At 64.4% G+C, this 25,107-nt stretch carries 19 protein-coding genes and 2 pseudogenes; 11 read left to right on the top strand and 10 right to left on the bottom strand.

Annotation, left to right across the window (positions count from 1 at the left end; all coding sequences use genetic code 11):
* Positions 1 to 305: 305 nt before the first annotated feature.
* Together xseA and G333_RS0100310 are read right to left on the bottom strand one after the other, a co-directional pair.
* A complete protein-coding gene (xseA, locus tag G333_RS0100315) occupies positions 306 to 1,715 on the bottom strand; it encodes an exodeoxyribonuclease VII large subunit (protein ID WP_018951325.1) in 1,410 nt (469 codons plus the stop codon).
* Between the two features lie 14 nt (positions 1,716 to 1,729).
* Positions 1,730 to 2,503, bottom strand: a complete 774-nt coding sequence (locus G333_RS0100310) for a DUF4197 domain-containing protein (RefSeq protein ID WP_019562636.1) — start codon at positions 2,501 to 2,503, stop codon at positions 1,730 to 1,732.
* Positions 2,504 to 2,693: 190 nt separating this feature from the next.
* Here G333_RS0100310 and guaB point away from each other — a divergent pair, with 190 nt between their 5' ends.
* The 9 genes and pseudogenes from guaB (at position 2,694) to G333_RS0100265 (ending at position 17,453) form a co-directional block, all read left to right on the top strand.
* On the top strand, positions 2,694 to 4,154 hold the full coding sequence (guaB, locus tag G333_RS0100305) for an IMP dehydrogenase (RefSeq protein ID WP_018650432.1): 1,461 nt from the start codon (positions 2,694 to 2,696) through the stop codon (positions 4,152 to 4,154).
* A 71-nt stretch (positions 4,155 to 4,225) separates the two neighbouring features.
* A complete protein-coding gene (gene guaA, locus G333_RS0100300; protein WP_019562637.1) occupies positions 4,226 to 5,803 on the top strand; it encodes a glutamine-hydrolyzing GMP synthase in 1,578 nt (525 codons plus the stop codon).
* A gap of 203 nt (positions 5,804 to 6,006) precedes the next feature.
* Positions 6,007 to 7,305, top strand: coding sequence for a ferric reductase-like transmembrane domain-containing protein (locus G333_RS0100295; RefSeq protein WP_019627372.1), 1,299 nt, complete (start codon positions 6,007 to 6,009; stop codon positions 7,303 to 7,305).
* Positions 7,302 to 8,111 carry a cytochrome b5 domain-containing protein gene (locus tag G333_RS0100290; RefSeq protein WP_018951323.1) on the top strand — a complete coding sequence of 270 codons (810 nt, stop codon included), beginning with the start codon at positions 7,302 to 7,304 and terminating at the stop codon, positions 8,109 to 8,111. Before G333_RS0100295 ends, G333_RS0100290 begins: the two co-directional genes overlap by 4 nt.
* 7 nt (positions 8,112 to 8,118) lie before the next feature.
* Positions 8,119 to 8,565, top strand: a pseudogene (locus tag G333_RS14470) (GMP synthase (glutamine-hydrolyzing)); the annotation flags it as partial.
* 196 nt (positions 8,566 to 8,761) lie between these two features.
* A complete protein-coding gene (locus G333_RS0100280; protein WP_081624503.1) occupies positions 8,762 to 12,100 on the top strand; it encodes a PAS domain S-box protein in 3,339 nt (1,112 codons plus the stop codon).
* Between the two features lie 20 nt (positions 12,101 to 12,120).
* On the top strand, positions 12,121 to 15,363 hold the full coding sequence (locus G333_RS0100275; protein WP_019627370.1) for a PAS domain S-box protein: 3,243 nt from the start codon (positions 12,121 to 12,123) through the stop codon (positions 15,361 to 15,363).
* A 24-nt stretch (positions 15,364 to 15,387) separates the two neighbouring features.
* Positions 15,388 to 15,771, top strand: a complete 384-nt coding sequence (locus G333_RS0100270) for a response regulator (protein ID WP_018951320.1) — start codon at positions 15,388 to 15,390, stop codon at positions 15,769 to 15,771.
* On the top strand, positions 15,768 to 17,453 hold the full coding sequence (locus G333_RS0100265) for a diguanylate cyclase (protein ID WP_019627369.1): 1,686 nt from the start codon (positions 15,768 to 15,770) through the stop codon (positions 17,451 to 17,453). Before G333_RS0100270 ends, G333_RS0100265 begins: the two co-directional genes overlap by 4 nt.
* A 37-nt stretch (positions 17,454 to 17,490) precedes the next feature.
* Here G333_RS0100265 and G333_RS14140 read toward each other — a convergent pair.
* Positions 17,491 to 17,825: pseudogene (locus G333_RS14140) on the bottom strand (blue light sensor protein); the annotation flags it as partial.
* A gap of 589 nt (positions 17,826 to 18,414) precedes the next feature.
* On the opposite strand from G333_RS14140, the gene G333_RS0100255 reads away from it, so the two are divergent.
* Together G333_RS0100255 and G333_RS0100250 are read left to right on the top strand one after the other, a co-directional pair.
* Complete coding sequence (locus tag G333_RS0100255) at positions 18,415 to 18,699, top strand: YqjD family protein (RefSeq protein WP_018146293.1); 285 nt, start codon at positions 18,415 to 18,417, stop codon at positions 18,697 to 18,699.
* Between the two features lie 41 nt (positions 18,700 to 18,740).
* On the top strand, positions 18,741 to 18,974 hold the full coding sequence (locus tag G333_RS0100250) for a hypothetical protein (protein WP_018650423.1): 234 nt from the start codon (positions 18,741 to 18,743) through the stop codon (positions 18,972 to 18,974).
* Between the two features lie 7 nt (positions 18,975 to 18,981).
* On the opposite strand, the gene G333_RS0100245 is transcribed toward G333_RS0100250, so the two are convergent.
* The 7 genes from G333_RS0100245 to G333_RS0100215 form a co-directional block, all read right to left on the bottom strand.
* Positions 18,982 to 19,431: a hypothetical protein gene (locus G333_RS0100245; RefSeq protein ID WP_019627367.1), complete on the bottom strand. Its 450-nt coding sequence runs from the start codon at positions 19,429 to 19,431 to the stop codon at positions 18,982 to 18,984.
* A complete protein-coding gene (locus G333_RS0100240) occupies positions 19,428 to 20,609 on the bottom strand; it encodes an AI-2E family transporter (RefSeq protein WP_018176498.1) in 1,182 nt (393 codons plus the stop codon). Before G333_RS0100240 ends, G333_RS0100245 begins: the two co-directional genes overlap by 4 nt.
* A 15-nt stretch (positions 20,610 to 20,624) precedes the next feature.
* Positions 20,625 to 20,858 carry a DUF3185 family protein gene (locus G333_RS0100235; RefSeq protein WP_019568800.1) on the bottom strand — a complete coding sequence of 78 codons (234 nt, stop codon included), beginning with the start codon at positions 20,856 to 20,858 and terminating at the stop codon, positions 20,625 to 20,627.
* A gap of 155 nt (positions 20,859 to 21,013) precedes the next feature.
* Complete coding sequence (locus G333_RS0100230; protein WP_026340848.1) at positions 21,014 to 21,421, bottom strand: PRC-barrel domain-containing protein; 408 nt, start codon at positions 21,419 to 21,421, stop codon at positions 21,014 to 21,016.
* On the bottom strand, positions 21,418 to 21,597 hold the full coding sequence (locus G333_RS0100225; protein WP_018176495.1) for a CsbD family protein: 180 nt from the start codon (positions 21,595 to 21,597) through the stop codon (positions 21,418 to 21,420). Before G333_RS0100225 ends, G333_RS0100230 begins: the two co-directional genes overlap by 4 nt.
* 295 nt (positions 21,598 to 21,892) lie before the next feature.
* The gene (locus tag G333_RS0100220) at positions 21,893 to 23,158 is read right to left on the bottom strand and encodes a phosphatidylserine/phosphatidylglycerophosphate/cardiolipin synthase family protein (protein WP_019627365.1); all 1,266 of its coding nucleotides are present in this window, start codon (positions 23,156 to 23,158) and stop codon (positions 21,893 to 21,895) included.
* A 319-nt stretch (positions 23,159 to 23,477) separates the two neighbouring features.
* Positions 23,478 to 24,785 carry a GGDEF domain-containing protein gene (locus tag G333_RS0100215; protein WP_019627364.1) on the bottom strand — a complete coding sequence of 436 codons (1,308 nt, stop codon included), beginning with the start codon at positions 24,783 to 24,785 and terminating at the stop codon, positions 23,478 to 23,480.
* Positions 24,786 to 25,107: the final 322 nt, after the last annotated feature.

Here is a 25,107-nt window from a genome sequence, read left to right as displayed (position 1 = left end):
ACCGGATGCTGCTGTCCTGCGTGGGTCTGTGGAACCACAGCTGTGGGAGCGTGCAAGCACGCTCCTACGGGATTTGGGGTGTGCTGACCAGGTATCCGGGTTCCCGGCGGTGGGGGCGGGCACGTTGGTGGGGGTGTGCGTGACGGAGGCCATCCCGGCTCTCCGCCGCGCTGCGGCCGGGATGGCCTTGCAGGTGCTGACCCCAGGCTACCCACTTCCTTCTTACCCCTTCGCGCGATTCCCGTCTTCCTGTTACACGCGATTGTCTGTGTGCCGTCGGTGGTTAAAGGCCGGGAGACCGCGGCTCAGTTGTCGCCGTGTGTGGCGGTGACTTCCAGGTCCAGGCGCCCGCGCGCCAGACGTGCATGCACGCATTCGCCGCTGGCGGTCTGATCCGCGGCGCGCAGGACTTCGCCCTCTGTGGTCTGCAGGATCGCGTAGCCGCGTTCCAGCACTGCCTCCGGGCCCAGTGAACGCAGCTGGCGCGCGGTGGCGTCAAGCTGCCGCTGGCGGGCGACGAGGGCCTGGTGGGTGGCCGTTTGCAGTTGGCGTTGCAGGCGGGCGAGGGCCTCGCGCCGCTGCAGGATGTCGTGGTCCGGGCGTACCCGCACCAGGCGCTGGCGCAGGTGATCCAGGCGCATGCGGGCGGATGCCAGGCGGGTGCCGGGCGAGGCGCCGGCCAGACGCAACCGGGCGTGTTGCAACCGCACCCGGGCGCGTTCCTCGAGGCGCGACCAGGCGCGCTGCAGGCGTTCGCGCTGGTCGTCCAGGCGTTGGGCATCGCGTTCCAGCATTTGCCGCGGGTGGCGGCGTTCCAGGCGCGTATGCAGGGCGGTCAGGGTCTGCTGGTGGCGCGCCACGCGCTGGCCCAGCAGCCCGCTCAGGCGTTCGCGGGCCCGCGCTAGCTGGTGGCGCAGGGTCGCGGCATCCGGGCTGACAGCCTCCGCCGCGGCGGTGGGCGTGGAGGCGCGCAGGTCGGCGACGAAATCGGCGATGGTGGTGTCGGTCTCGTGCCCCACGCCGCTGACCACCGGGATCGGGCAGGCGGCGATGGCGCGCGCGACGCTCTCCTCGTTAAAGGCCTGCAGATCTTCCAGGGAGCCGCCGCCGCGGGCGAGGATGAGCACGTCGACCCGGCCCTCGGCCGCAGCCTGTTCCAGGGCCGCGACAATCTGGCCGGCGGCCTGGGCACCCTGCACCGCGGTGGGGTAAAGCGTGACCGGTAGCAACAGCGGGAAGCGCCGCGCCAGGGTGCGTTCGATGTCGTGGCGCACATCGCCCTGGGTGGAGGTGATCACGCCCAGGCGGTGGGTCCAGGCGGGCAGTGGCTGCTTGCGCTCGGCGTCGAACAGGCCCTCGGCGGCGAGCTTTTCCTTCAGGCGCTGGAAGGCGGCCAGCAGGCGGCCCTCGCCGGCCGGTTGCAGGGCCTCGACGATCAGCTGGAACTGCCCGCGGGCGCCGTAGATTCCGGCACGCCCCTGGATCTGTACGGCGTCGCCGTCGGCAAAGCGGGCGGCCTGGCGGGAGCGTCCGCGGAACAGCACGCAGCTCACCGAGGCGTTCTCGTCCTTCAGCGAAAAGTACTGGTGCCCGGATGCGTATTGACGCAGGTTCGATACCTCGCCCTCCACGCGCACGAGGCCAAGCCCGTCACGTAGCAGGCCGTCGGCACACTGGTTGAGCTCGGTTACGGAAAAGACGGGGGCGTCGCTCATGAGGGGCTCGATGGTTACAGACGGGTGAAGACGCGCTGGAAGACATCGGTGCCGCGCCCGACGGGGTCGACCCGCAGGCGGGCCTCTTCTTCCGCGAGGGCGTGGAACAGGCCGTCCATGGTGTGCTCCAGCACATGCTCGGCCAGGTCCAGGCGGACGTTTGCCAGAAACGGGATGTCGCGCATCCGCGACTCCAGCTCGCGGTGGGTCGTCATGGCCTCCACGGCGTCCAGGCTGTGCTCGATCGCGGGACGCATGGCCTCAGTCAGGCGCGGCCGCATCTGTGTTTCCAGATGGCGGGTGGCGGCGTCCTCGGGCCCCAGCAGGATGCCGCGGGCATCGTCGAGATCGAGCGCGAAGATCGCCCGGATGAAGGGTTCCCGGGCCTGCCATACCGCATCCTCGGCCGCGCGGTTCATGCGCTCCTCCAGGGTGTCCAGCGGCGCGGCCATGCCGAGTCGGCCCAGCGATCGCCGTGTGGTGGCGAGCACCTCGGGCAGGGGGATGCGCACGTCCGGGTTGCCGTAGAAGCCGTTGCGCCGGCTGAGGGTCTCGGAGGCGGCGTGGGTCGCGATGACCAGGGCCTCGTGCACCGCCTCGATCAGCTCGGCGGTCGACAACCCGGCGAATTCCGGTGGCCGGGTGATCAGCGAGCGGAACATGTCCTGACCGAAGCGCCACCAGTCGGCGCGAGCGCTGGACGCAGTGGCCAGGCCGAGGCCGGGGGCCAGCAACAGGGCCAGCGCGGTGCGTCGGGTGATGCGGGCCGTAGGCGCGCGCTCGGGCATGGGTCTCGCCTGGCAGGGGGCTCGGGATGGATTCGCATCCTATCAGGGTGCTGTCCGGGCGTCTGCGCACGGCCCTTGCATGTGTGTCTGTGCTTGTCCCGGAAGGGCCCGAATTCTATACTGAACGGCTATTTATCCGCCCCCGGGATTTTCCCCCTTGCGTCCCGGCGGGCCTGGCCTGGAGTGGTGCATGCGGATACTCGGTGAAGCCCTTACCTTTGATGATGTACTGCTGATCCCGGGGCATTCGAATGTCGTTCCGCGTGATGTCGACCTGAGTACCCGGATTACCCGCGAGATCACGCTGTCCGCCCCGGTGGTGTCGGCCGCGATGGACACGGTCACCGAGGCCAACCTGGCGATCGCGATGGCCCAGGAGGGCGGGCTCGGGATCGTGCACAAGAACATGTCGGCGGAGGCCCAGGCCGCCGAGGTCCGGCAGGTCAAGAAATACGAAAGCGGTGTGATCAGCGAGCCGATCACCATCGGCCCGGATGCGAGCATCGGCGACGTGGTTGCGCTGACCGACGCCAATCACATCTCCGGCGTGCCGATCGTTTCCGGCAACGACCTGATGGGTATCGTGACCTCCCGCGATCTGCGCTTCGAGACCCGCATGAACGCCCCGGTCTCGGAGATCATGACCCCGCGCGAGCGCCTGGTTACCGTGCCCGAGGGGGCCGACCGCGAGCTGGTGCTGGAGCTGCTGCACAAGCACCGGATCGAAAAGGTGCTGGTCGTCAACGACGACTTCCAGCTACGCGGGATGATCACGGTCAAGGACATCCAGAAGTCCACCGAGCACCCGCATGCCTCCAAGGACGAGCGGGGCCGTCTGCGCGTGGGTGCCGCGGTGGGTGTGGGTGAGGGCACCGATGAGCGCGTGGCCGCGCTGGTCGAGGCCGGGGTGGACGTGCTGGTGGTGGATACCGCGCACGGGCATTCCCAGGGCGTGCTGGATCGCGTCGCCTGGGTAAAGAAGCACTACCCGGACGTGCAGGTGATCGGTGGCAACATCGCCACCGCCGATGCTGCCAAGGCGCTGGTCGCGGCCGGGGCCGACGGCGTGAAGGTCGGAATCGGGCCGGGCTCGATCTGCACCACCCGCATCGTGGCCGGCGTGGGCGTGCCGCAGATCACGGCGATCTCCGATGTGTCCGAGGCGCTGAAGGGCACGGGTGTGCCGATGATCGCCGACGGGGGCGTGCGCTTTTCCGGGGACCTGGCCAAGGCGATCGCCGCGGGCGCCGATTGCGTGATGCTGGGCTCGATGTTCGCCGGGACCGAAGAGGCCCCGGGCGAGGTCGAGTTGTACCAGGGCCGCTCCTACAAGATCTATCGCGGCATGGGCTCTTTGGGCGCGATGCAGCAGGGCTCCTCGGATCGCTACTTCCAGGATCCGAACAGCTCGGCCGACAAGTTCGTGCCCGAGGGGATCGAGGGCCGGGTGCCGTACAAGGGCTCGATCGTCGCCATCATCTACCAGCTGATGGGCGGGCTGCGCTCGTCCATGGGCTATGTCGGCGCACACAACATCGAAGAGATGCGGACCAAGCCGCATTTCGTCCGCGTGACCGCCGCCGGCATGCGCGAGAGCCATGTGCACGACGTGGCGATCACCAAGGAAGCCCCGAACTACCGCATGGACTGACCCGGCCACGATGGCCGGGTATCCCTACCTGACATACTCCCGGCCCGCAGGCCGGGATACCGGATGACCTCATGACCCAGGATCTTCACGCCCACCGCATTCTGGTGCTGGACTTCGGTTCCCAGTACACCCAGCTGATCGCCCGCCGCGTGCGCGAGGCCAGGGTCTACTCCGAGGTGCATGCCTGGGACATGCCGGCGGCCGACATCCGGGCGTTCAATCCCACTGCGATCATCCTCTCCGGCGGCCCCGAGTCGGTGAATGTCGACCAGCCCCCGCGCGCCGAGGACGCGGTGTTCGAGCTGGGGGTTCCGGTACTGGGCATCTGCTACGGCATGCAGACCATGGCCGCGCAGTTGGGTGGTCGGGTCGAGCCGTCGGAGCGTCGCGAGTTTGGCTATGCCCAGGTGCGCGCCCGTGGCCATACGCCGCTGTTGCGTGACATCGAGGATCACACTACGCCGGAGGGCTATGGTCTGCTGGACGTGTGGATGTCGCACGGCGACCACGTGACCGAGCTGCCGCAGGGCTTCCGCTTGATGGCCTCCACCGATTCCGCACCGATCGCCGGCATGGCCGATCCGGATCGCGGCTTCTATGGCGTGCAGTTCCACCCCGAGGTGACCCACACCACCCAGGGCCAGCGCATCATCGAGCGCTTCCTGCACGATATCTGCGGCTGCGCGGCGTTGTGGACGGCCGACAACATCATCGACGACATGGCCGCGCGGGTGCGCGAGCAGGTCGGCGACGATCACGTGGTACTGGGCCTGTCCGGCGGGGTGGACTCCTCGGTGGTGGGCGCGCTGCTGCACAAGGCGATCGGCGACCAGCTGACCTGCGTGTTCGTGGATACCGGGCTGCTGCGCGAGGGCGAGGGTGACCAGGTCATGGCGACCTTCGCTCGCCACATGGGTGTGCAGGTGATCCGTGTGGATGCCGAGGAGCGCTTCATGAGCGCCCTGGCGGGCATCCAGGACCCGGAGGCCAAGCGCAAGATCATCGGCGGGTTGTTCATCGACGTGTTCGACGAACAGGCTGCAAAGCTCGACAACGTGCAGTGGCTGGCCCAGGGCACGATTTACCCGGACGTGATCGAGTCGGCCGACTCCAAGACCGGCAAGGCCCACGTGATCAAGTCGCACCACAACGTGGGCGGCCTGCCGGAGAACATGAAGCTGGGGCTGGTCGAGCCGCTGCGTGAGCTGTTCAAGGACGAGGTGCGCAAGATCGGTGTCGAGCTGGGCCTGCCCACCGAGATGGTCTATCGCCATCCGTTCCCCGGGCCGGGCCTGGGCGTGCGCATCCTCGGCGAGGTGAAGAAGGAATACGCCGACCTGCTGCGCCGCGCCGACGCGATCTTCATCGAGGAGCTGCGCAAGGCCGATCTCTATGACAAGACCTCGCAGGCGTTCGCGGTCTTCCTGCCGGTGAAGTCGGTGGGGGTGATGGGCGACGGCCGGCGCTACGACTACGTGGTGGCCCTGCGCGCGGTGGAGACCATCGACTTCATGACCGCGCGCTGGGCGCACCTGCCGTACGAGTTCCTCGACCACGTCTCGCGGCGGATCATCAACGAGATCCCCGGCATCTCCCGCGTCACCTACGACATCTCCGGCAAGCCCCCCGCCACCATCGAGTGGGAGTGACTGGAAAGACTCGCAATGGCGGGTGCTGACCGGCGTCATAGCGGAGGCTTCAGGATCCTGCTTAGCCCACGGCCGGTAGCACGACTACCGGCCGTGGGGCTACGCCTTGCCTCGGAAGACACGGTGCACTAACGCGAGCGTGTACATTGATCGGCGGTTACCTAGACTGTGCCGAGGTGGACTTCCTGGAATAAACGGATCCCATGTTCAGACGCATCAGAGCGGGTGACTGGATTGTCGTGGTGTTGCTGCTGCTGCCGGTACTGGTGGCGTGGCCGCGTTGGTGGCCGCGGCCGGGCGCCGGCGCGGCCGAGGTGCTCTCGGCGCTCGGTCACCTGGCCGGCGTGCTGGGTCTGAGCGCGCTGCTGGTCGGTGCAATGCTGAGTGTGCGCCTGCCGGGCCTGGATCGCTGGTTCGGCGGTTTGCCGCGCATCTGGACCCTGCACCGGATACTGGGTTTCGCGGCCTTCATCCTGATCATGCTGCACGTGGTGTGGCTGGCCTTCGGGGCGCTGCCCATTTCTCCGGAAGCGGCCGTACAGGTGATCTTTCCGCCCCTTGAACACGGGGCGGTATGCATCGGTTGGGGCGCACTGGCGCTGATGCTGATCTTTCTCGCGCCCACCTTTCAGTTTTTCGGCAGGCCGCATTACCAGCGCTGGAAGCGTCTGCACCTGTTGTCGGTGCCCGCGTTCCTGCTGGCGTTCGCGCACGCGGTCATGCTGGTGGAGCATGCGCTGCTCTGGTGGGGGCTCGCGGCCCTGGCGGTTGCCGCAGTGCTCTGGCGCAAGGTGCTGTCGCCCCGGCTGGGGCGCCATGATTATACCGTCGATGCCGTGACCGCCCTTGCGTCCAACGTGGTGGAGATCACCCTCGCCCCGAGGGGCCGGGCCATGTCTCATGCCGCGGGACAGTTCATGTACCTCACCCCCCACGACCCGGGCCTGGAAGCCGGCCGGGGAGAAGAGCACCCCTACACCATCTCTTCGGCGCCAGGCGAGGACGTTGTCCGGGTGGGCATCAAGGCCCTGGGCGACGCCAGCCGGGCATTGCAGACGGTGACACCGGGAACCGCCGTGCAGATCGAGGGCCCCTACGGGCAGTTCTTCGAGCGATGCGAGCCGCAACGCAGGCAGCTCTGGTTCGGTGGCGGCATCGGCATTACGCCCTTCGTGTCCGGCGCCCGGGCCCTCCAGCGGGAGCCCGGGGCCGGGCCGGAGGTCACCCTGATCTACCTGGCCAATCGACCGGACCGCGCCTATTACATGGACGAGCTTCGGGAGATCGCGCAGGGGCACCCGCATTTCGATGCACAGATCCATTATTTCCAGGATCGCGGCCCCGTGGACGAAGCGTTCATCCGCGCCCATTGCCCGGACCTGGTGGAACGGGAGATCTACATCTGCGGGCCGCCCGGCATGGTGCAGCACCTGATGGGTCTGCTAAGCCGCGCCGGTGTACCCAGGGGCCGCATTCATACGGAGGCGTTTGATTTCCTATGACCGTGAACAAGATTGCCTACACCGCGTTCGTGGCCTTCTGCACCGTGATCGTCACCCTTTGGGCCGTCAGCGCGCTGGTCGCGGAGACCCGCGAGACCCACGACGATCAGCGCCTGGTGACGGAACCCGAACTCGCGGCCCACGACAGTGCCGAGAGCTGCTGGAAGGCCATTGATGGCCAGGTGTACGAAGTGACGGACTATATTCCGCGTCACCCCACCTCCGAGGACGTGATACTGGAGTGGTGCGGCCGTGATGCCACCGAAGGCTGGTACAACAAGACGCCCGGGCGTCCGCACAGCCCCAGGGCCGCCGTCATGCTGGAACAGTACCGGGTAGGGCAACTGGCCGATGCACCGGCACCCCAGGCACGGCCCGAGGCTTCAGCGCCCACGCGGGAACCCGCCACCCATCCGCCGGGCCGGGTGCTGCTCGGCCTGTCGCCCGGGACGTACCTGGACGGGCGCTATCGAGGCGTGTTTTCGGACCGGGGCGCGATGCAGGTCAATATCCAGTTCGATCTGCGGGACCATCATTTCCACAACGTCCGGTTCCGGTACCTGAGCTACCAGGGAGTGGATTATCTGGCGCTTGAGGAGCACGAGGAACTTCATGCCGTGATGCGCCAGCACCGTCAGGCCATCGATTACCTCGAAGGGCGGCCGCTATCGGCCCTATTCGATCTCTACGCGCCGGAGGAGGTGGTGGACGACATTGACGCCTTTACCGGCGCGACGCTGAGAGGCAACAAGCTGATCTCGGCCATTCGTGATGCGCTCAACCGCGGCGTCTATCAGTGGCCGTGACATGGCCGAGCGGGTCCGCGAGCTGGGTGGCGATGGCCCTGTGGTGCTAGGTCTGCCCACCGGGAGGGTTTATCGCCACCGGTTCCCCGGGCCGGGCCTGGGCGTGCGCATCCGCGGCGAGGTCAAGAAGGCATACGCTGACCTGCTGCGCCGGGCCGATGCGACCTTCATCAGGGGGGCTCCGCAAGGCGGACCTGTACGACAAGACCTTGCAGGCCTTTGCGGTCTTCCTGCCGGTGAAGTCGGTGGGCGTGATAGGCGATGGCCCACGCTACGACTACGTGGTCGCACTGCGTGCGTCGAGACCATCGACTTCATGACCGCGCGCTGGGCGCACCTGCCGTATGACTTCCTCGACCACGTCTCGCGCCGCACCATCAACAAGATCCCCGGCATCTCGCGCGTCACCTACGACACCTCCGGCAAGCCCCCCGCCACCATCGAGTGGGAGTAAACATCCGCCTGGACACGAATGCAGTGTTTCCCTGGAAGTACCCAGTAGGGTGGCACATTACACCTGTTGGGATGGGGGGTGAGACGTGGCAGTATCGTGGTCTATCGACCCCTAACCACGGAAAACCCGGTTGAAAACGCCTCCCCGCCCCGGAAACGAACAGGAACGGTTGCGAGCGCTGTGGGCAAAGGGGCTCCTGGATACCCCGGACGAGGAGCGGTTTGATCGACTCACGCGTCTGGCCAGGCGGATGTTCGGGGTGTCGATCGCGTTGGTTTCGCTGGTCGACGAGGACCGGCAGTGGTTCAAGTCCCGGCAGGGGCTCGAGGCCCCGGAGACCGGGCGTGACATCTCCTTTTGCGGTCACGCGATTCTCGGGGACGATATCCTCGAAATCCGCGACGCGCGCGCGGACTCCCGGTTTGCCGACAACCCGCTGGTTACCGGGGAGCCGCAGATCCGGTTCTATGCCGGCGCGCCGCTTGTCACCTCTGATGGTTACCGCGTGGGCACCCTTTGCCTGATTGACGGCCAGCCGCGGCAGTTGAGCGAGGACGAGCGCCGATCCCTGCGTGACCTCGCCGATGCGGTCGAGGCGGAAATCGACTCCACTGAACAGCAGGCGCTAAGCGATGCCCTCGGCGACCTGCGGCGGCTCGGCGACGTCATCACCCGTGCCCAGTCGGAGTTCATTCGTGATACCGACGAGGACCGCAGGCAGGCCTTCGACGGACTGCTTGCGGACATCCTCGAGCTGACCCACAGCGAATACGGCTTTATCGGGGAAGTGCTGTACCACCCGGAAGGGCTTCCTTATCTCAAAACCTATGCCATCAGCAATATCGCCTGGGATGATGCGACCCGGGCCTTCTACGCGGCCAATGCGCCCCGGGGGATGGAGTTCCACAACCTGGAGACCCTGTTCGGTGCAGCCCTCACCAGCGGCGGGCCGGTGATCGCCAACGACCCCGCCCGCGACCGGCGCAGCGGGGGGCTGCCCGAGGGACATCCGCCGCTCGAGGCCTTTCTCGGCATCCCGATCGAGCATGGCGGCGAGCGGGTCGCCATGCTGGGGATTGCCAACCGCCCCGGTGGCTACGACCAGAGCCTGGTGGCGTTTCTGCAGCCGCTGCTGGTCACTCTGGGGCAGTTGACCGATGCGGCCCGCATCCGGCGCCGGCACCGCGCCGACCAGGAAGAGCTGGCGCGGCTGTCGCGGGTGGCCAGCGAGGCCACCAATGGCGTGATCATCACCGATGCCGAGGGCCGGGTCGAATGGGTCAATGACGGTTTTACGCGGCTGAGCGGTTACACCCAGGACGAACTGCGCGGGCGCAAGCCGGGCAATCTGCTGCAGGGCGAGGGGACGGATCCGCAGGTAGCGGCGCGGATCGGGGCGGCAGTGGCGCGGGGCGATCCCTTTCAGGTCGACATGCTGAACTACCATCGGGATAACCGACCGTACTGGGTTCGCATCCAGGGCAATCCGTTGCGCGACGAGCACGGCAGGTTGCAGGGCTTCATGGCGATCGAGTCCGATGTGACCCGAGAAAAGGAGGACGCGGAGCGCATTCGCGAAAGCGAGCAACAGTTTCGCTCGCTGGTCGACAATATCCCCGGCATTACCTATCGCTGCCTGCCGGACGACGACTGGACCATGCTCTACATGAGCGACCAGGTGGACCCGCTGTCAGGCTATCCCGCGAGTGAGTTCATCGACAACGCTGTTCGTAGCTACGCCAGCGTGATCCATGGCGACGACCTGGCAGCGGTGAAGGGGGCGGTCGAGCAGGCGCTGCGGGCCGGGACCGACTGGGTCGTCGAATACCGGATCCGGCATCGTGACGGCGGTATCCGCTGGGCCCAGGAGCGCGGCTCGGCGGTTCGCGACGACGCGGGGCGGGTGTGTTATCTCGATGGCTTCATCCTGGATGTGACCCGGGATCGGGAAAACCGCGAGCAGCGCCAGCGCCAGCTGGAGGCCTTTGCGGCCCTCAACGACATCGCGTCGATGACCACGCTGGGGCTCGGCGAACAGCTCGAGCGGGCATTGCAGCTGGGAACGGATTTCCTTGGGCTGGAACTGGGTATCGTCAGCCGCATCCGGGGTGACGATTACGAGGTGCACGCCTGTGTCGCACCTCCCGGTACCGCTCTGGAGCCTGGACAGCACTTTTCCCGGAGCAGGACCTATTGCGACCTGATCTTCGCAAAAGGGGAACTGGTGGCCATCGACCACATGGCGGCCTCCGGGCATCGTGGGCATCCGTGTTACGAGCAATTCGGGCTGGAGGCCTACATTGGCGTGATTGTGGAGGTGCAGGGTGAACGCTATGGCACCCTGAATTTCTCGTCGGTGCAGCCGCGTCCGGTTGGGTTCAGTGATGGCGAGCGCATGTTCGTGCGTCTGCTGGCGCGCTGGATCGGTTCGGCGATCGAACGCGACGCGGCGGCGCGCGCGCTGAGACTCAGCGAGACCCGTCTGCGCGGGTTGTTCGAGCTATCGCCGGTCGGCATTGCCCTGAACGATTACGCGACCGGGGCCTTCGTGGACCTCAACCAAGCCCTGTTGCACCCGACCGGTTATACCCGCGAGGAATTTATTGCCCTGAGCTACTGGGACGTCACCCCGCGGGAGTACGAGCCAATGGAGCGCCAGCAATTGGAGCGCATGGAGGCGACCGGTCGTTACGGCCCGTTCGAAAAGGAATACATCCGCAAGGATGGCAGCCGCTATCCGGTGGTCCTCAACGGGATGGTGGTCCACGACAACACCGGGCGCAAACTGATCTGGTCGATCATCGAGGATATCTCGGAGCGCAAGCGCATCGAGCGCATGAAAAACGAGTTCATCTCCACGGTCAGCCATGAGTTGCGCACGCCGCTCACCTCGATCTCCGGTTCCCTGGGCCTTGTGACGGGTGGAGCGGCAGGGGCGTTGCCGGAGCGGATGCAGGCGATGCTGGAGATCGCTCACAAGAACAGCAAGCGCCTGGAACTGCTGATCAACGATCTGCTGGACATGGAAAAGCTGGTGGCCGGCAAGATGCGCTTCGAGAGGCGCGAGCAGCCGCTGTTCCCGTTGCTGGAGCAAGGCGTGCGCGACAACCAGGGATATGCCGAGCGTTACCAGGTGCGCCTGGTGCTGGACGCGGAGGACGATGGGGCCCGGGTGGTGGTGGACGCCGACCGTCTGCAGCAGGTACTGGCCAATCTCCTCTCCAATGCGGCCAAGTTCTCGCCGGAGGGCAGCGAGGTGAGGCTGGCGGTGGAGCGGGACGGGGAGCGGGTGCGTGTCTCGGTGAGCGATCACGGCCCGGGGATTCCGGAGGCGTTCCGCGAACGCATCTTCCAGAAGTTTTCCCAGGCCGATGCCTCCGACAGCCGCCAGAAGGGCGGCAGTGGTCTGGGGCTCGCGATTACCCGGGAACTGGTGGAGCGCATGGACGGCGAGGTCGGGTTCGACTCCGTCCCTGACGAGGGGGCGACCTTCTGGTTCGAGCTGGGATGCCACCTTGATGAGGCCCGCGGATGAGGCCTTTGTGGTCAGAGCCGGTGGGCCGTGGGCTTGCGACGTTGGCGCTGGCCCTGCTGGCGGTGGCCGGCAATTACTTCCATCTGCCGCTGCTGTTCGGTCTGGACTTCATCTTCGGTTCGATCGCTGTGATGCTCGCGGTGCTGCTGCTGGGGACGCTGCCAGCGGTGATTGTCGCGATCGCCGGGGGGCTCTACACCCTGGTCCTGTGGGGCGTTCCGTATCCGATGGTGGTGTTTGTGATCGAGGCGTTGGTGGTGGGCCTCGTTTACCGGCGCTGGCTGCACAATGTGGTTGTGGCGGACCTGCTGTACTGGCTGGTGATCGGCGTTCCACTGGTATTGCTGTCCTATCGCGGCCTGATCGGGATGGACTGGGAACCCACCACCATGATCGCCCTGAAGCAGGCGGTGAATGCGCTGTTCAACACACTGATCGCCAGCTTGCTGGTGATGCTGTGGCGGTTGTCGGGTCGCGGCGCGCAGGCCTCCCGGCTGGGCAGGCCGTCGCTCGCGAGTCTGTTGTTCCACGCGATGCTGCCGGTCACCCTGCTGGCGGGCCTGGTCCCTATCCTGCACGAGGGCTATCAGCAGCGCGACGGGCACGAGGCCTTCATGGTCGAGCGCCTGCAGGAACGCGCCGAGAATCTGTCCGAGCGGCTCGCAACCGATTACCGCGAGGGACGGGTCCGCTATGACTACCATCTGGGGCGGGTGCAGACGCGCGAGGACCTGGGACTTGCGATTGTGTCCCCGGAAGGTCGGGTGCTGGCCAGTCGGGGCGACGTCCGCAGCGTGCTGGAGGCGTCGGACGGCCAGGTGGAGCCCCGGGATCGGGAGCTTTCGATCTGGTTGCCGGGCGGTTCGATGTCGGCCGTGGGTCGCTGGGGACAGGGTTCCTACTTCGTTGACGCGCCGGTGGGCCCAGTGCCGGATGTCGGGCAGGTGTATGCGGAGATGCCGGCGGCGCCGGTGGTCCGGGCGCTGGAGCAGCAGCGCGTCGAGCTGTTTGCTCTGCTGACGATAATCGTGGCCCTGGCCATCCTGGTCTCGGCCGCCTTGAGTTATGCCATCAGCCGTCCATTGCGCAAGCTGGATGCGGTCAGTGCAGGACTGAGTTCGGACATTGCCGCGGGGCGTTCGCCGGTACTGCCGGAAAGCCGGATTCTCGAATACGACGGCCTGGCCGGGACCCTGCGGGAGATGTCGCGGCAGCTGGTGGCCAGTTTCCGCCAGCAGGCACAGGCACGTAGTGAACTCGAGTCCGAGGTGCGCGCGCGCACCTCGGAGCTTGCGCAGACAGCCGATCAGTTGCAGGCGGTTCTGGCGGCCGCGTCGGAATTCGCCATTGTGGTGACCGACCGCGATGGTCTGATCACCCTGTTCAATCCGGGTGCGGAGAAGATGACGGGCTATGCTGCCGACGAAATGGTTGGCAAGCAGTCACCCGCCCTGTTCCATGTGCCCGAGGAAATCGCCGCGCGCGTGGCGCAACTGAGCGCCGCCAGTGAACGGCCGATCGAAGGCTTCCGGGTCTTTACCGAGGTCGCGGATCGCGACGGTGCAGAAACCCGGGAGTGGACCTTTGTGCGCAAGGACGGCGTGCGCATCCCTGTTTCCCTGACGGTGACACCCCAGACCGACAAAAAGGGAAATATCAACGGCTACCTGGGTATCGCCGAGGACATCACCGAGCGCAAGGCGGCCGAACAGGCCCTGCGCGAGAGCGAAAAACGTTTCCGGGACGCCACCCAGCAGTTGACGCTGGCCACCGAGGCGGCGCATCTGGGTGTGTGGGATTTGAACCTCACCACTGGACGACTTGACTGGGATTCCGGAATGTTCCGTCTTTACGGCGTGTTACCCCGCGATTTCGGTCACCATGCCGATGACTGGAGGCGCGCATTGCTGCCCGAAGACATGGGGCACGCAGAAGCCAGCCTCGAAACGATCCTTACCCGTCCCGGGACACCCCGCGAGTTCACGTTCCGAATTCGTCGGGGCGATGGGGCGATACGTCATATTCGCGTTATGGCACAGGCGGTAACCGATGCGGCAGGTGTTGTCGTGCGGGCGATTGGCGTGAATGAAGACGTTACCGAGCGTATGGAGGCGGAGCGGGCCCTGGCGGAGCAGGCGCTTCGTACCCAGACGATTATCGATAACATCGTGGACGGGATCATCACGATCGATCGCGATGGGTTGATCCAGTCGTTCAACCCGGGTGCAAGTCGAATCTTCGGCTATGCGCCCCTTGAGGTTGTCGGACGCAATGTGAGCGTGTTGATGCCCGAGTCTGATCATGAGCGTCATGACTCTTACCTGCGTAATTACCAGGCCACGGGGAACCGGCGGGTGATTGACACCACCAGGGAACTGCAGGGGCGCCGCAAGGATGGGACCGTGTTCCCGATGGAACTCGCCGTATCGGAGGTCACGCAACACGGCGAGCCCCTTTATGTCGGTATGGTGCGTGACATCACCGAACGCAAGCGGGTGGAGCGCATGAAGAACGAATTTGTCTCCACCGTCAGCCATGAACTGCGTACCCCCCTGACATCGATTTCGGGGTCGCTGGGTATGCTGGCCAGCGGCGCCCTCGGCGAACTGTCGGGAAAAGCAAACGAAATGGTGACGATTGCCCAGCGCAACAGCCAGCGTCTGACGCTGTTGATCAACGATCTTCTCGATATGGAGAAGATCGCGGCGGGCAAGCTGCACTTCGAGATGCGCGCACAGCCGCTCCAGCCGCTGCTCGAGCAGGCGCTCGAGAGTCATCGGGGCCATGGTGCGCAGCACGACGTTAAACTGGTGCTCGATGGTGACGCGTCCGGGGGCGCGGTTCGGGTGGATGACCAGCGCCTGCTGCAGGTGATCGCCAATCTGCTGTCGAACGCGGTGAAGTTCTCGCCCCCGGGCGGGACCGTGCGGGTGTCGGCGCAGTCAGTGAGCGCGCCGACCGAAGGCGTCCGGGTCAGTGTGGCGGATGACGGGCCGGGTGTTCCGGACGATTTTCGCGAGCGCATCTTCGGGAAATTCGCGCAGGCGGATGCCTCCGACAGCCGAGCGAAGGGCGGGACGGGGCTTGGCCTCGCGATTAGCCGGGAACTGGTAGAGCATATGGGCGGGCGTATAGGCTTTGACTCCGTGGAGGGCGCGGGAGCGACGTTCTGGGTCGAGTTGCCGCTTGCCCGCGACGCGAATGTCAATCCATCCGGTTCAGAACCAGGGTCTGCCGCCGGCCGTTACGCCACGGGCCCGTAGCGGTTCACCCCAGGGGAGTAGAAAGTGTCCGAGTTGCAACGCATTCTCTATGTCGAAGACGAGCCGGATATTCAGGCGGTTGCCGAACTGGCCCTGGAGACGGTGGGTGGTTACACCGTGAAGACCTGTGCTTCGGGCGAGGAGGCTGTACGCGATGCCGAGGCCTTTGCACCGGACCTGATCCTGCTGGATGTGATGATGCCCGGGATGGATGGTCCCACGACCCTGGAGGCCCTGCGCGGGATTCCGGCGCTGGCCGGGGTGCCGGTGGCCTTCATGACCGCCAAGGTGCAGCCCTCCGAGATCGAACACTACAAGTCACTGGGGGCGCGTGACGTGATTGCCAAGCCGTTCGACCCCATGACGCTCTCCGATGAGGTGCGGCGGATATGGCAGGGGGCGGCATGACGCCGGATACCACCGAGCAGGCCCTTCAGGCCCGTCTGGAACAGCTGCGTGCCCGGTACCTGGAGCGGCTTCCGGAGGAGCTGGCCGGGCTGAACACGCTTCAGGGCAGCCTGACCGGACAGGAACAGGATCGCGAGGTGCTCGACGAGCTGCAGCAGCGTCTGCACAAACTGGCGGGGTCCGGGGGGAGCTTCGGCTGCGCGTCGCTGAGCACGGCAGCCCGTGCGCTGGAGCAGCGAATCGGGGGCTGGCTGCAGGCGCGGGAATTGTCGCTGGATGCGCCGACCCGGCGGTCCCTGGCGGACGAGCTGGCGGCCCTCGCGCGCACGGTGTCCGAAAGCCCGGAGCGCTCGGCGGCCCGGCGGGCGCCGGATGCACGGAGTGCCGTTGACAACGCCATGGCAATCTGGCTCGTCGAGGACGACGCGGAACTGGCCCGTCAACTCAAGCAGCAGCTGGAATCCTTCAACTACGAGGTTCGGGTGTTCAACGGCATCGACGCGCTCCGGCGTGCGGTGGAAGACCAGCAGCCGGATCTGCTGCTCGTGGACGTGATGCTGGAAGATGGTCGCGAAAATGCGACCGAGCGGCTGGTGGACTGCCCACCGGTCCAGGCGCTGGATTGCCCGCTGATCTTCCTCTCCGCGAATGATGACTTCCCGTCGCGTGTGCGCGCGGTACAACTGGGCGCGCAGGGGTATTTCCTGAAACCTCTGGATGTACCACGCCTGGTAAGCCGCATCTCGCAGATCTTCCAGGAGCGCCATGCGCCGGCGCAGCGAGTGCTGATCGTGGACGATGATGCCGATCTTGCCGAGCATATGCGGCTGGTACTGACCGCGGCCGGGATGGAGGCCTGGGTGCTGGACGCGCCGCGCGAGATCATGGAGACGATCGCCGCGTTCCGGCCGGAACTGGTGCTGATGGATCTGTACATGCCCGAATACGCGGGCACCGACTTGGCGGGGGTGATCCGCCAGCACGAGGCCTACACCCATCTGCCGATTGTGTATCTGTCCGCGGAAACCGATATCGAGCGCCAGATCGACGCCATGGGCCGGGGTGCGGACGACTTTCTGACCAAGCCGATCTCCGACCTGCAACTGGTGGCGGCCGCTCGCTCGCGGATCGCGCGCGCCCGCCAGCTGGAGGAGCGGATCAACAAGGACAGCCTGACCGGGTTGCTCAAGCACGCCAGCATCAAGGAGGCCGCCAACCGGGAGGTGCTGCGCGCCCGCCGGATCGGGCGACCGCTCACGCTGGCGATGCTCGACATCGACCACTTCAAGAAGGTCAACGATACCTACGGGCATGCCGTGGGGGACGTGGTGATCATGTCGATCGCGACCCTGCTGCGGCAGCGCCTGCGCCAGTCCGACATCATCGGCCGCTATGGCGGGGAAGAGTTCGTCGCGGTGCTGCCGGAATGCGACGCGGAGCACGCCTGGCGGGTGTTCGAGGATATCCGCCGGAACTTCGCTTCCCTGGATTTCAACCATCGGGACGAGCGCTTCGGCTGCACCATCTCCATCGGCATGGTGTGTTCGCCCCACTACCCCGACGAGGAGGGCCCTGAACTGCTGGTCGCCGCCGACGAGGCGCTCTACCGGGCCAAGCGGGGTGGGCGCGATCAAATCCAGCAGGCGTTCCCGGCGCCCGCACCCGACGTCACGGATTGTTGAAGGCGGCGGGCCGGGCTGCCGGTATGTCCCGAGGTCTCTACGACGTGACGAGCAGGTAGGTCGCGGCTCCGGTCACGCCGAGCACGATCGCCACCGTGACCAGGCCGACCCCGAGCAGGGCACGGCTTGCGCCAGGGGTGGCATCTCCCGGGTTGGAAGCGGTGGAGCTCGCAGCTACGCCGTGGGCGGTATCGCGGCCCTGGCGCAGCAGGTCCAGCATCGCGTCGATGCGGTCGTTGTCGAAGGCGAAGGGGTCGAACTGGCGCTGGCCGAAGCGTTGCAGCAGGCAGCGAACGTCCATGGCTGCAGCGACTATTTCATCGACCACTCGTCGGATCCCAGGCCCACCAGTGACTGCTCAGGCAGCACCCGGCCCCCCCTAGTGGCGGTCAATACACGTCCAAATGGTGCAGCTGGGCGTCGCGTCTTCCTCGTAGGCGTGTCCTCAAAGTCTATATTCCGATGCCCACATGGCTAGGGAAACACTGATTAAGGTACACGCTTGCGTTGGTACCCCAGGTTTTCCGAGACCAGGCGCGTCGTGCAGCGGGTAGTGGTTCTACCCGCCCGTTTTGGATTTCTTCGGGGCGCAACGCAGGATCCGGCCATTCTCATTGAAACGGGGGGCACCAACCCGACAAGTGATTGAAAGAGTGGGCTCGGCCGCCCCTTGTTTATCAGAAGCGGGCGCGCGCAGGGCGCTGCGCCGCCCTTGTGCAGAATGACTGCACGGCGGTCACCGCGCCTTGTTCGCACGCCAAAGCGACTCGAGCGCGAACGTGCGATTCAATTAGCGTCTCCCTAGGTGGCTGAGTGTGCCGGTCCGTGAGGGTGGTAGCTTTTGTGCTTTTGTTCGCTACCGCGCAGACGGGTGGAGCCATTTCCGAGAAACTTTCCGTTGCTTGTCGGTGGATGCTGATCGGCATCCACCTTTGTCCCACCACAGCAACGGGAAATAGCCATGAATACACCAGGCAGTAGCGAACACGCCACCACCGATCGCATCTCGGAGCGCGCTCACGAGACTGTAGACCAGGCCGCCAGGGGCGCCGGCAAGGCCGAAGAACGGATCCGCCATGGGGCGGCGAGCGCGGAGGAGAAAGCCAAGGAGGCCGGGGCGAAGGTCAAGGAGCACTCCGAAGAGGCCCTGCAATCGGTTAGTGGCTTCGTGCGGGAAAATCCTTTGCTTTCCCTGGGTCTCGCATTCGCGGCGGGGACCTTGGTGGCTGCTTTACGGCGCCGTTGATCGTGTTCCGTGGCCACCAGTTAAGGCAGGAGGCCGCGCACTTGCGCGGCCGAATTGATCACGGTGCCGGCCTTGTTCGCTGGCGGATCGACCGCTTGCTGCACCGGGCACGGGCCCTGGCCCGCCGGCCTGCTGTGCTGGCTATTGCCTTTGGGTGTGGCTTGTTGGCCGGTCGCCTGGATATGCCCGGCATCAAATATGCCTATGGAATCCTGGCAGGCCAGATGAAAGCCTGGCGGATTGCCTCCAGTCTGATCGGCTCGCCGCTTCGCTGACCGCGACTTATTTGTCGGGGCGCTGCGGTTCTGCTTCCGGGGGTTGCTGCTCTGCAGCGTCAACGAGCGATCTCGCCTGGACGAGCAAGCTGTTAACGCTCGCCCGGCTTTCACGGAACGTGAGGTCCCGGGTGATGTGCCGGAGTCGCCAGAAGGCCAGCGCCGCCAGCACCAGATGTGCCAGCGTTACCGTCAGCAGCGCGCCCGTCAGGCTGAAGGCCTGCAGGCTGGCCAGGGCGACCACCAGACTCGCCCCGGCAAACAGCCAGCCGCCCACCAACAGAAGCGCAATCATCACGGTGAGCCCGATCATCATCAGCACCGTGTGTCCGAACAGCCGCGCCTCTACCGCAAGAAGGCGAGCGATGTCCGCCGCCAGGGTCTTCAGGATTTGCGTGATGTCCTGGCTGCGGTCGTGACCGCCATCCTCGTCCTGACTGGGATCTGTTTCCTTCATGGTCGTGCGTCCTCCCGGCTACTCAGCGCGTGTTTCAGGCTGGACTTGATTTCACCCCAGATGGCCACAAAGAACGCCGTCAAAGGAATCGCGAGTACCATCCCGATAATCCCGTTCAGGGCTGTGCCCCAGAAGAACAGGGAAATGATGACAAGTGCGGGGTGCAGGCCAGAGCGGTTGGACATGATCTTCGGCGTCAGCAACCAGCTTTCGATCAGTTGTATCACTGCGAACGCGAGTACGGTCAGCATCAATAGCTCAATGCCGCCATCCGGCTGAAGGTAGGCCAGGGGCAGAATCACCAACAGTCCGATCAGGGTTCCCAGGAAGGGGACGATATTCAGCAGTCCCAGCACGAGCCCGGCAAGCACGCCGTATTGCAGGCCGATCAGCGTGAAGCTGAGCGCATACAGGGCCCCCATGATCATGGCGATCATCAGTTGGCCCTGGAAGAAGGCGGTGATGTATCCCACGAAAACATCCATGAAATAGAGTATTTTCTGCTGAGTGCGCCCTTGGAATATGGATAACAGTTCCGATGCCTTTCCCCGCAGCGAGTCACCCGAGAGCAGCGCGAAGAAGAGAAACAGCGGAACGAAGCTGATACCCGCCAATATCCCCAAATAGGACATAACGGTCTCTCCGGTGACTTCCAGAGAAGACTCGGACTCCCCCCCATTGCCGGCTTCCAGGCGTTCCGAAATCATGGCGCTAATTTCCGGAAAGTAAAACGAAAAATGATCCTCCCAGCGCGCCAGGGTCTCGGGCAAGGCGGTTACCAGCTGAACGATCTGGGCGGTCAGGGTGGGGACAAGAAAGAACAACAGGGCGCCGACCCCAAGAAAGAAGATCGCCATCAGCAGCATGATGGCCAGCCATCTGGGCAAGCGAAGCCGGGTCTCGAGAAAATTCACTACTGGATGAAGCACCAGCGCCAGGATGCCTGCGATCGAGAGCGACAGGAGGAGGTTGTAGAACGTGCTCAGTATCCAGCCTAGAGACCACGCAACAATCGCGATCAGCGCGGTCAACGCCACCAGGGACAGCAAGACCGCCGTATAGCGGAACAAGCGAAGCTCGGCGGCGTTGAACAGTCGTTTATGCGGGCGTAACCCGGCGCGGTCCTGAGCAGCCCTCCCGCCCCCTTCATCGAGGGATTCCTCCGTGTCGTGGGGCATTGTGGGGGGCCTGGCTCAGGTCCTTGACGATTTGCCGAAGAAGAACAACCCGACACCGGCCGCTGCGGAAGCCGCGCCCAGGACCAGAAACCAAATGGTGGAGTCCGTGAAACGGCCGGTAACGGCCTCGGTCACCTGGTCGCCGAGACTTTGGGAGGAGCGATACGCAAAGAACAGCAGGATCAGGCCCACAACAATCAAAACAACTGCCAGGATCTTGTTCAGTGCCAGAGTTTCATTAGTCGCCATGGTTAATCGTCCTAATGGATGAGGGGTCGTTATTCAATGATGGCGTGCGGGAAAAGTCGCAGTGCTGGAAACCGCAACCGTCAATAGTGTCCACCATGCATGGGGGCGCCTAAACGGTTAAGCCGGCCACAAGGTTCCACCGGTACCTCGCGCGATCACCCTGCAGCGTGATCCCTGGCGTAGTAGGAATCCACGGTTGAATGCCAGGTGGCGTCGGCCATGTTGGGCCATTCATCCTTGGGAAACCCTGGTGCGTTCTTCAACCACTCGGGATCGGCGTCAAGCAAAAATCGCTTGTGCTCCTTGTCGTGCTTCAAGGCCTTCCACGGGATCGCGAATAAACGGTCACCCATGCCTAGAAAACCGCCTGAGGCCAGGACCGCGTACCGTATTTCGCCCTCGCTGATGTCAAGCATCACGTCCAGGATCTTGCCGAGCTTCTCTTCCCGCAGGTTGCAGACCTCGTCACCGGTTATGGTGCTGGCGCTCACTAGCGTGGGTCCGACATGTGTGTCGTTGGAGGTTTCTTGGCCACTTTCCGAGCCGGGTGCAGAGCCGATCATTCGGTTTTCTTCTTGGCGTCGCTCTTGAGGTCCCCGTACTTGGCTTGAGCCTTGCCGGCATGCTTCTCGGCCTTACCCTTGACCTCGGTGCTCTTGTCGCCGGTCGCCTTGCCAGCAACTTCCTTTAGCTTCCCTTTGGCTTCTTTCCCATGACCTTTGCTTTGATCCTTGTTCATCAGATGATCTCCAGGTGGTGGTAGCGCTCGTTGTCGGCCTCTTCCACGCGGTCAGTAGAGGCAGCTTGAAGCTTCCAAACTAGGGCAAGCCCGGGGGTGGGTCTGTGCGCTGCCCAACATATACAGAGGCCCTGGAAGACCGCGGGATCAAGAGCCCGCGTGCAGGGATGCTGGAGGCGAAGTGGGATCATGAGCGGGGGGAGGGCGTGGCGCGCAGGGGGCCTGCGAGGGCTTCCGCACGAGCGAGGCGGGTTCCGATGGAGATGCCTGCATGCCGCGTGGAGGCATCGCCGGATCAGAGCTGGGACTTGATCGGTAGCAGGACCTTCTCGGAGAGCTTTTCCCGCAGCGGGCGCGTATTCCAGCGCTCAAGGGAATACGGCTCTGCGGCCAGCAGGTCTGTCTCGAAGACGTCCGTCATCTCCCTGGCGAATGCGCCGTTGTAGATGTTCAGACTTGCTTCGTCATTGAGCCGAAGCGATCGCATGTCGAAATTGGTCGATCCGACCGAGACAAACTCGGTATCGATGACCAGGAGTTTGGTATGCAGCATGGTGGGCTGATAGACGTGGATCTCGACCCCCGCGCGCAGCAGCTCGCCCCAGTCGGCCTTGGAGGCGATTTTGACGGTAAGCGCGTCGATGTGTGGTCCGGGTAACAGGATACGGACGCGGACGTCGCGACCGCGCGCAGCCACCAAGGCGTCGACCAACAGCGTGTCGGGCACAAAATACGACGCGGCCAGGTCGATTGTCGCCTCGGCCGCTGCGATGGCAAGCAGGTACATTAGATGCATGCTCTCGCTGCCGCCGGAGGGCGAAGCGATAAACACGTGCGCGTCGATCTCGCCCTCCTCCTGCAGGGCCGGAAAGTAGCTCGGGCCGTTTCGCACCTCGCCGGTGCTTTTGATCCAGTTATCGTTGAAGGCTGCCTGCAACTGCGCCACTACGGGCCCTTCGACCCGAAAGTGCGTATCACGCCATTGCTCGGGGTCCCCTCCGTCGCCGGTCCACTGGTCCGCGATGCCCACCCCTCCGGTAAAGCCAATGCGACCGTCGACCACCAGAAGCTTGCGATGGGTGCGGTTGTTCATGCGTCCGAGGTTGTACCAGCGCAAAGGCCGATAGCGATGCAGCTGCACCCCGGCGGCCTGCATGGAATCCAGCAGCGACTGATCCACCTTGGCGCTACCGACCCAGTCGATGATGACGCTCACCTGCACGCCCGCGCGCGCACGCTCGGAAAGGGCTTGCGAGAACTCTGCTCCAATCTCGCCTGACCAGTAGATGAACGTCTCGAAGGTGATGGAGGTTTGTGCCGAGCGAATCGCCAGCAACATTGCCGGGAAAATCTCGTTGCCGTTTTGCAGCGCGGTCACTTTATTGCCACGCACGATGGCGGGGCCCAGCATGACGGACATCTCGCGTCGAAACTGCGGGTCGGAGACCGCGTAGCGATGTTCGATCTTGCGATCGACCACCTCCCCGGATGTGGAGAAGTTTTGCAACAGGACCAGCGTCAGGGTGGTGGCGAGCGCGGTGATGCCAATAACCCAGAACATCGATCGTCGGCTCCCAGCCAGGGACATCGCGGAGGTACTCCAATCGGGTGTAGCGGCCAGGCATTGCGAAGTGGCTCCCTGGCTGGGCCAAAAACGCCAGGGGGGAGCACTTTCATGGTCGGTCCACGACGCGCGGGGTGACCGAGCTCAAGTGGTCAGCTCACCAACCATGCCAACGGCGCGAGTCGGATGATGCGACGCTTGTGGACGCGCGTCCGTGCGAAACCGCACGTAGCGTGCCGGGGATGGTTCATCCCGGCGGTGCGGATGCCATCCGCCCGGTCGTTGGAAGCGAGTGACGTTCGTGAGCAGTGTTTACCTAGGCAGACATCCAGCGCGAACCGCTCTTTTTGGCTTGATACATGGCCTTGTCGGCCGCTTCCAGCAGAGAGACCGGAGAGGTCGCGTCCTTGGGGTAGAACGAGATGCCAATGCTCGCGGAGATGTGGACAGAGGTTTGCCCGATGTCGATGGCCCTGGCGAGTTCCCGAGTAATGGTTCTGGCCACACGCTCGACATCCTTGAGCTGTTTGACGCCCGTCACCAGAACGGTAAATTCGTCGCCGCCCAGGCGGCTAACCGTATCCTCCTGCCGGATGCAATGCGTGAGGCGCTCGGCGACCTCCGAAAGTAAGCGGTCACCCGCTTCATGCCCAAACGAGTCGTTGATCTCCTTGAAGCCATCAAGGTCCATGAAGAGGACCGCAAGGGACTGGCCGCTGCGTTTCGCATGGTTGACGCCCTGTTCCAGGCGATCAAGAAAAAGACGTCGATTCGGAAGCCCAGTCAACAGGTCATGATTGGCGTGATGCCATATTTTTTCCTCGGCGACGGCTTGTTTTGTAATATCCCGAGAGGTGCAGACAATTGCTTCGGTGTTGCGATGTTCGTCGAGTACGGGCGCAAGCACATACTCGAACCGGTCACCCTGACCAGAGGGAAACATGTGGACGAATTTTCCTCGTTGCGTGCACTGGTCAGCAACGACTTTGTCGATGCTGTGCTGGAAGGCGGGGGCGAACGGGAAGCCGAGGTCAAAGCCGGACTTTCCGATGATCGCCTCGGGCGCGAGAGCGAAAAGATCGGCGGTGGCCTTGTTTGCGTAAACAAATCGCCCCTCGGGGTCCAGCACATGAATCGGATCTGGCGACGCGACCAGAATGGCCCCGAACAGTCGGGTTTCCATCTCCTTGACGGTCGCATATTGTTCCAGCGATTCGGCGACGGCCTGGTCTATCGCTTCATGAAACCGGGTGAGATCCTCAAGCTGTTGGCCAGCGATCGTTGGGTAATCTTTCGTCCAGTGTGAGACCACGCTCGCGCGCAGGGCGCGAAATTCGGAAACGGTCTCAATGACGCTGAAGCCGCTGGTCTGTCGATCACCGCCGTGGACTTCTGCCCAGGACTCGTCCCCCGTCTTCGGTTCGCAGCCTTTCGATTTGTCGGCCTGTTGCAACTCGCTCTGGTGGGACTCGAGGTCGTCGGCAATGGTCAGCAGCATGTCCCTGGCGTGGTCACGCAGTCCGCTCGTCCCCATCTTGCTGGCATGAAGAAGGGTTCCGGCAAATTCTTCCCAGTCCTGAAGAATCGGCTCCATTTCTTTCCTGATAAATTCAGCGAGGCGCATTGGGGTATTCATGGATTGGGTTGGTAATAATAACAGAAGGGCTTGGCAGGGCCGTTCGTGTGGGTTGGGATATTGGTGTTTTTGGAGCCATGTCAGGAATGCGAGCTAACTTCCCAAGAAGTGTGAACTGGTTTGCAATTGTTATCATGCGCCGCGGATTCTGATGAGTTTTATTTTGGATGATGTCCCGCGCTCGCCTGTTAATCAGCGTATCCCTGACGCCGACGTCGTGGGCTTCGCCACAGGGGGGATGCGCCAGCAGCGTTGCGGCCCGGTCATGGCCCTCTTCGGGGTCGCTTGCGGGGGTGTCGATTGCATGATC

Origin of the sequence: Thioalkalivibrio sp. AKL10 (assembly GCF_000381845.1) — a bacterium.
Classification (GTDB): Bacteria; Pseudomonadota; Gammaproteobacteria; order Ectothiorhodospirales; family Ectothiorhodospiraceae; genus Thioalkalivibrio; species Thioalkalivibrio versutus.
This window is presented reverse-complemented; position numbering and strand designations above follow the sequence as displayed.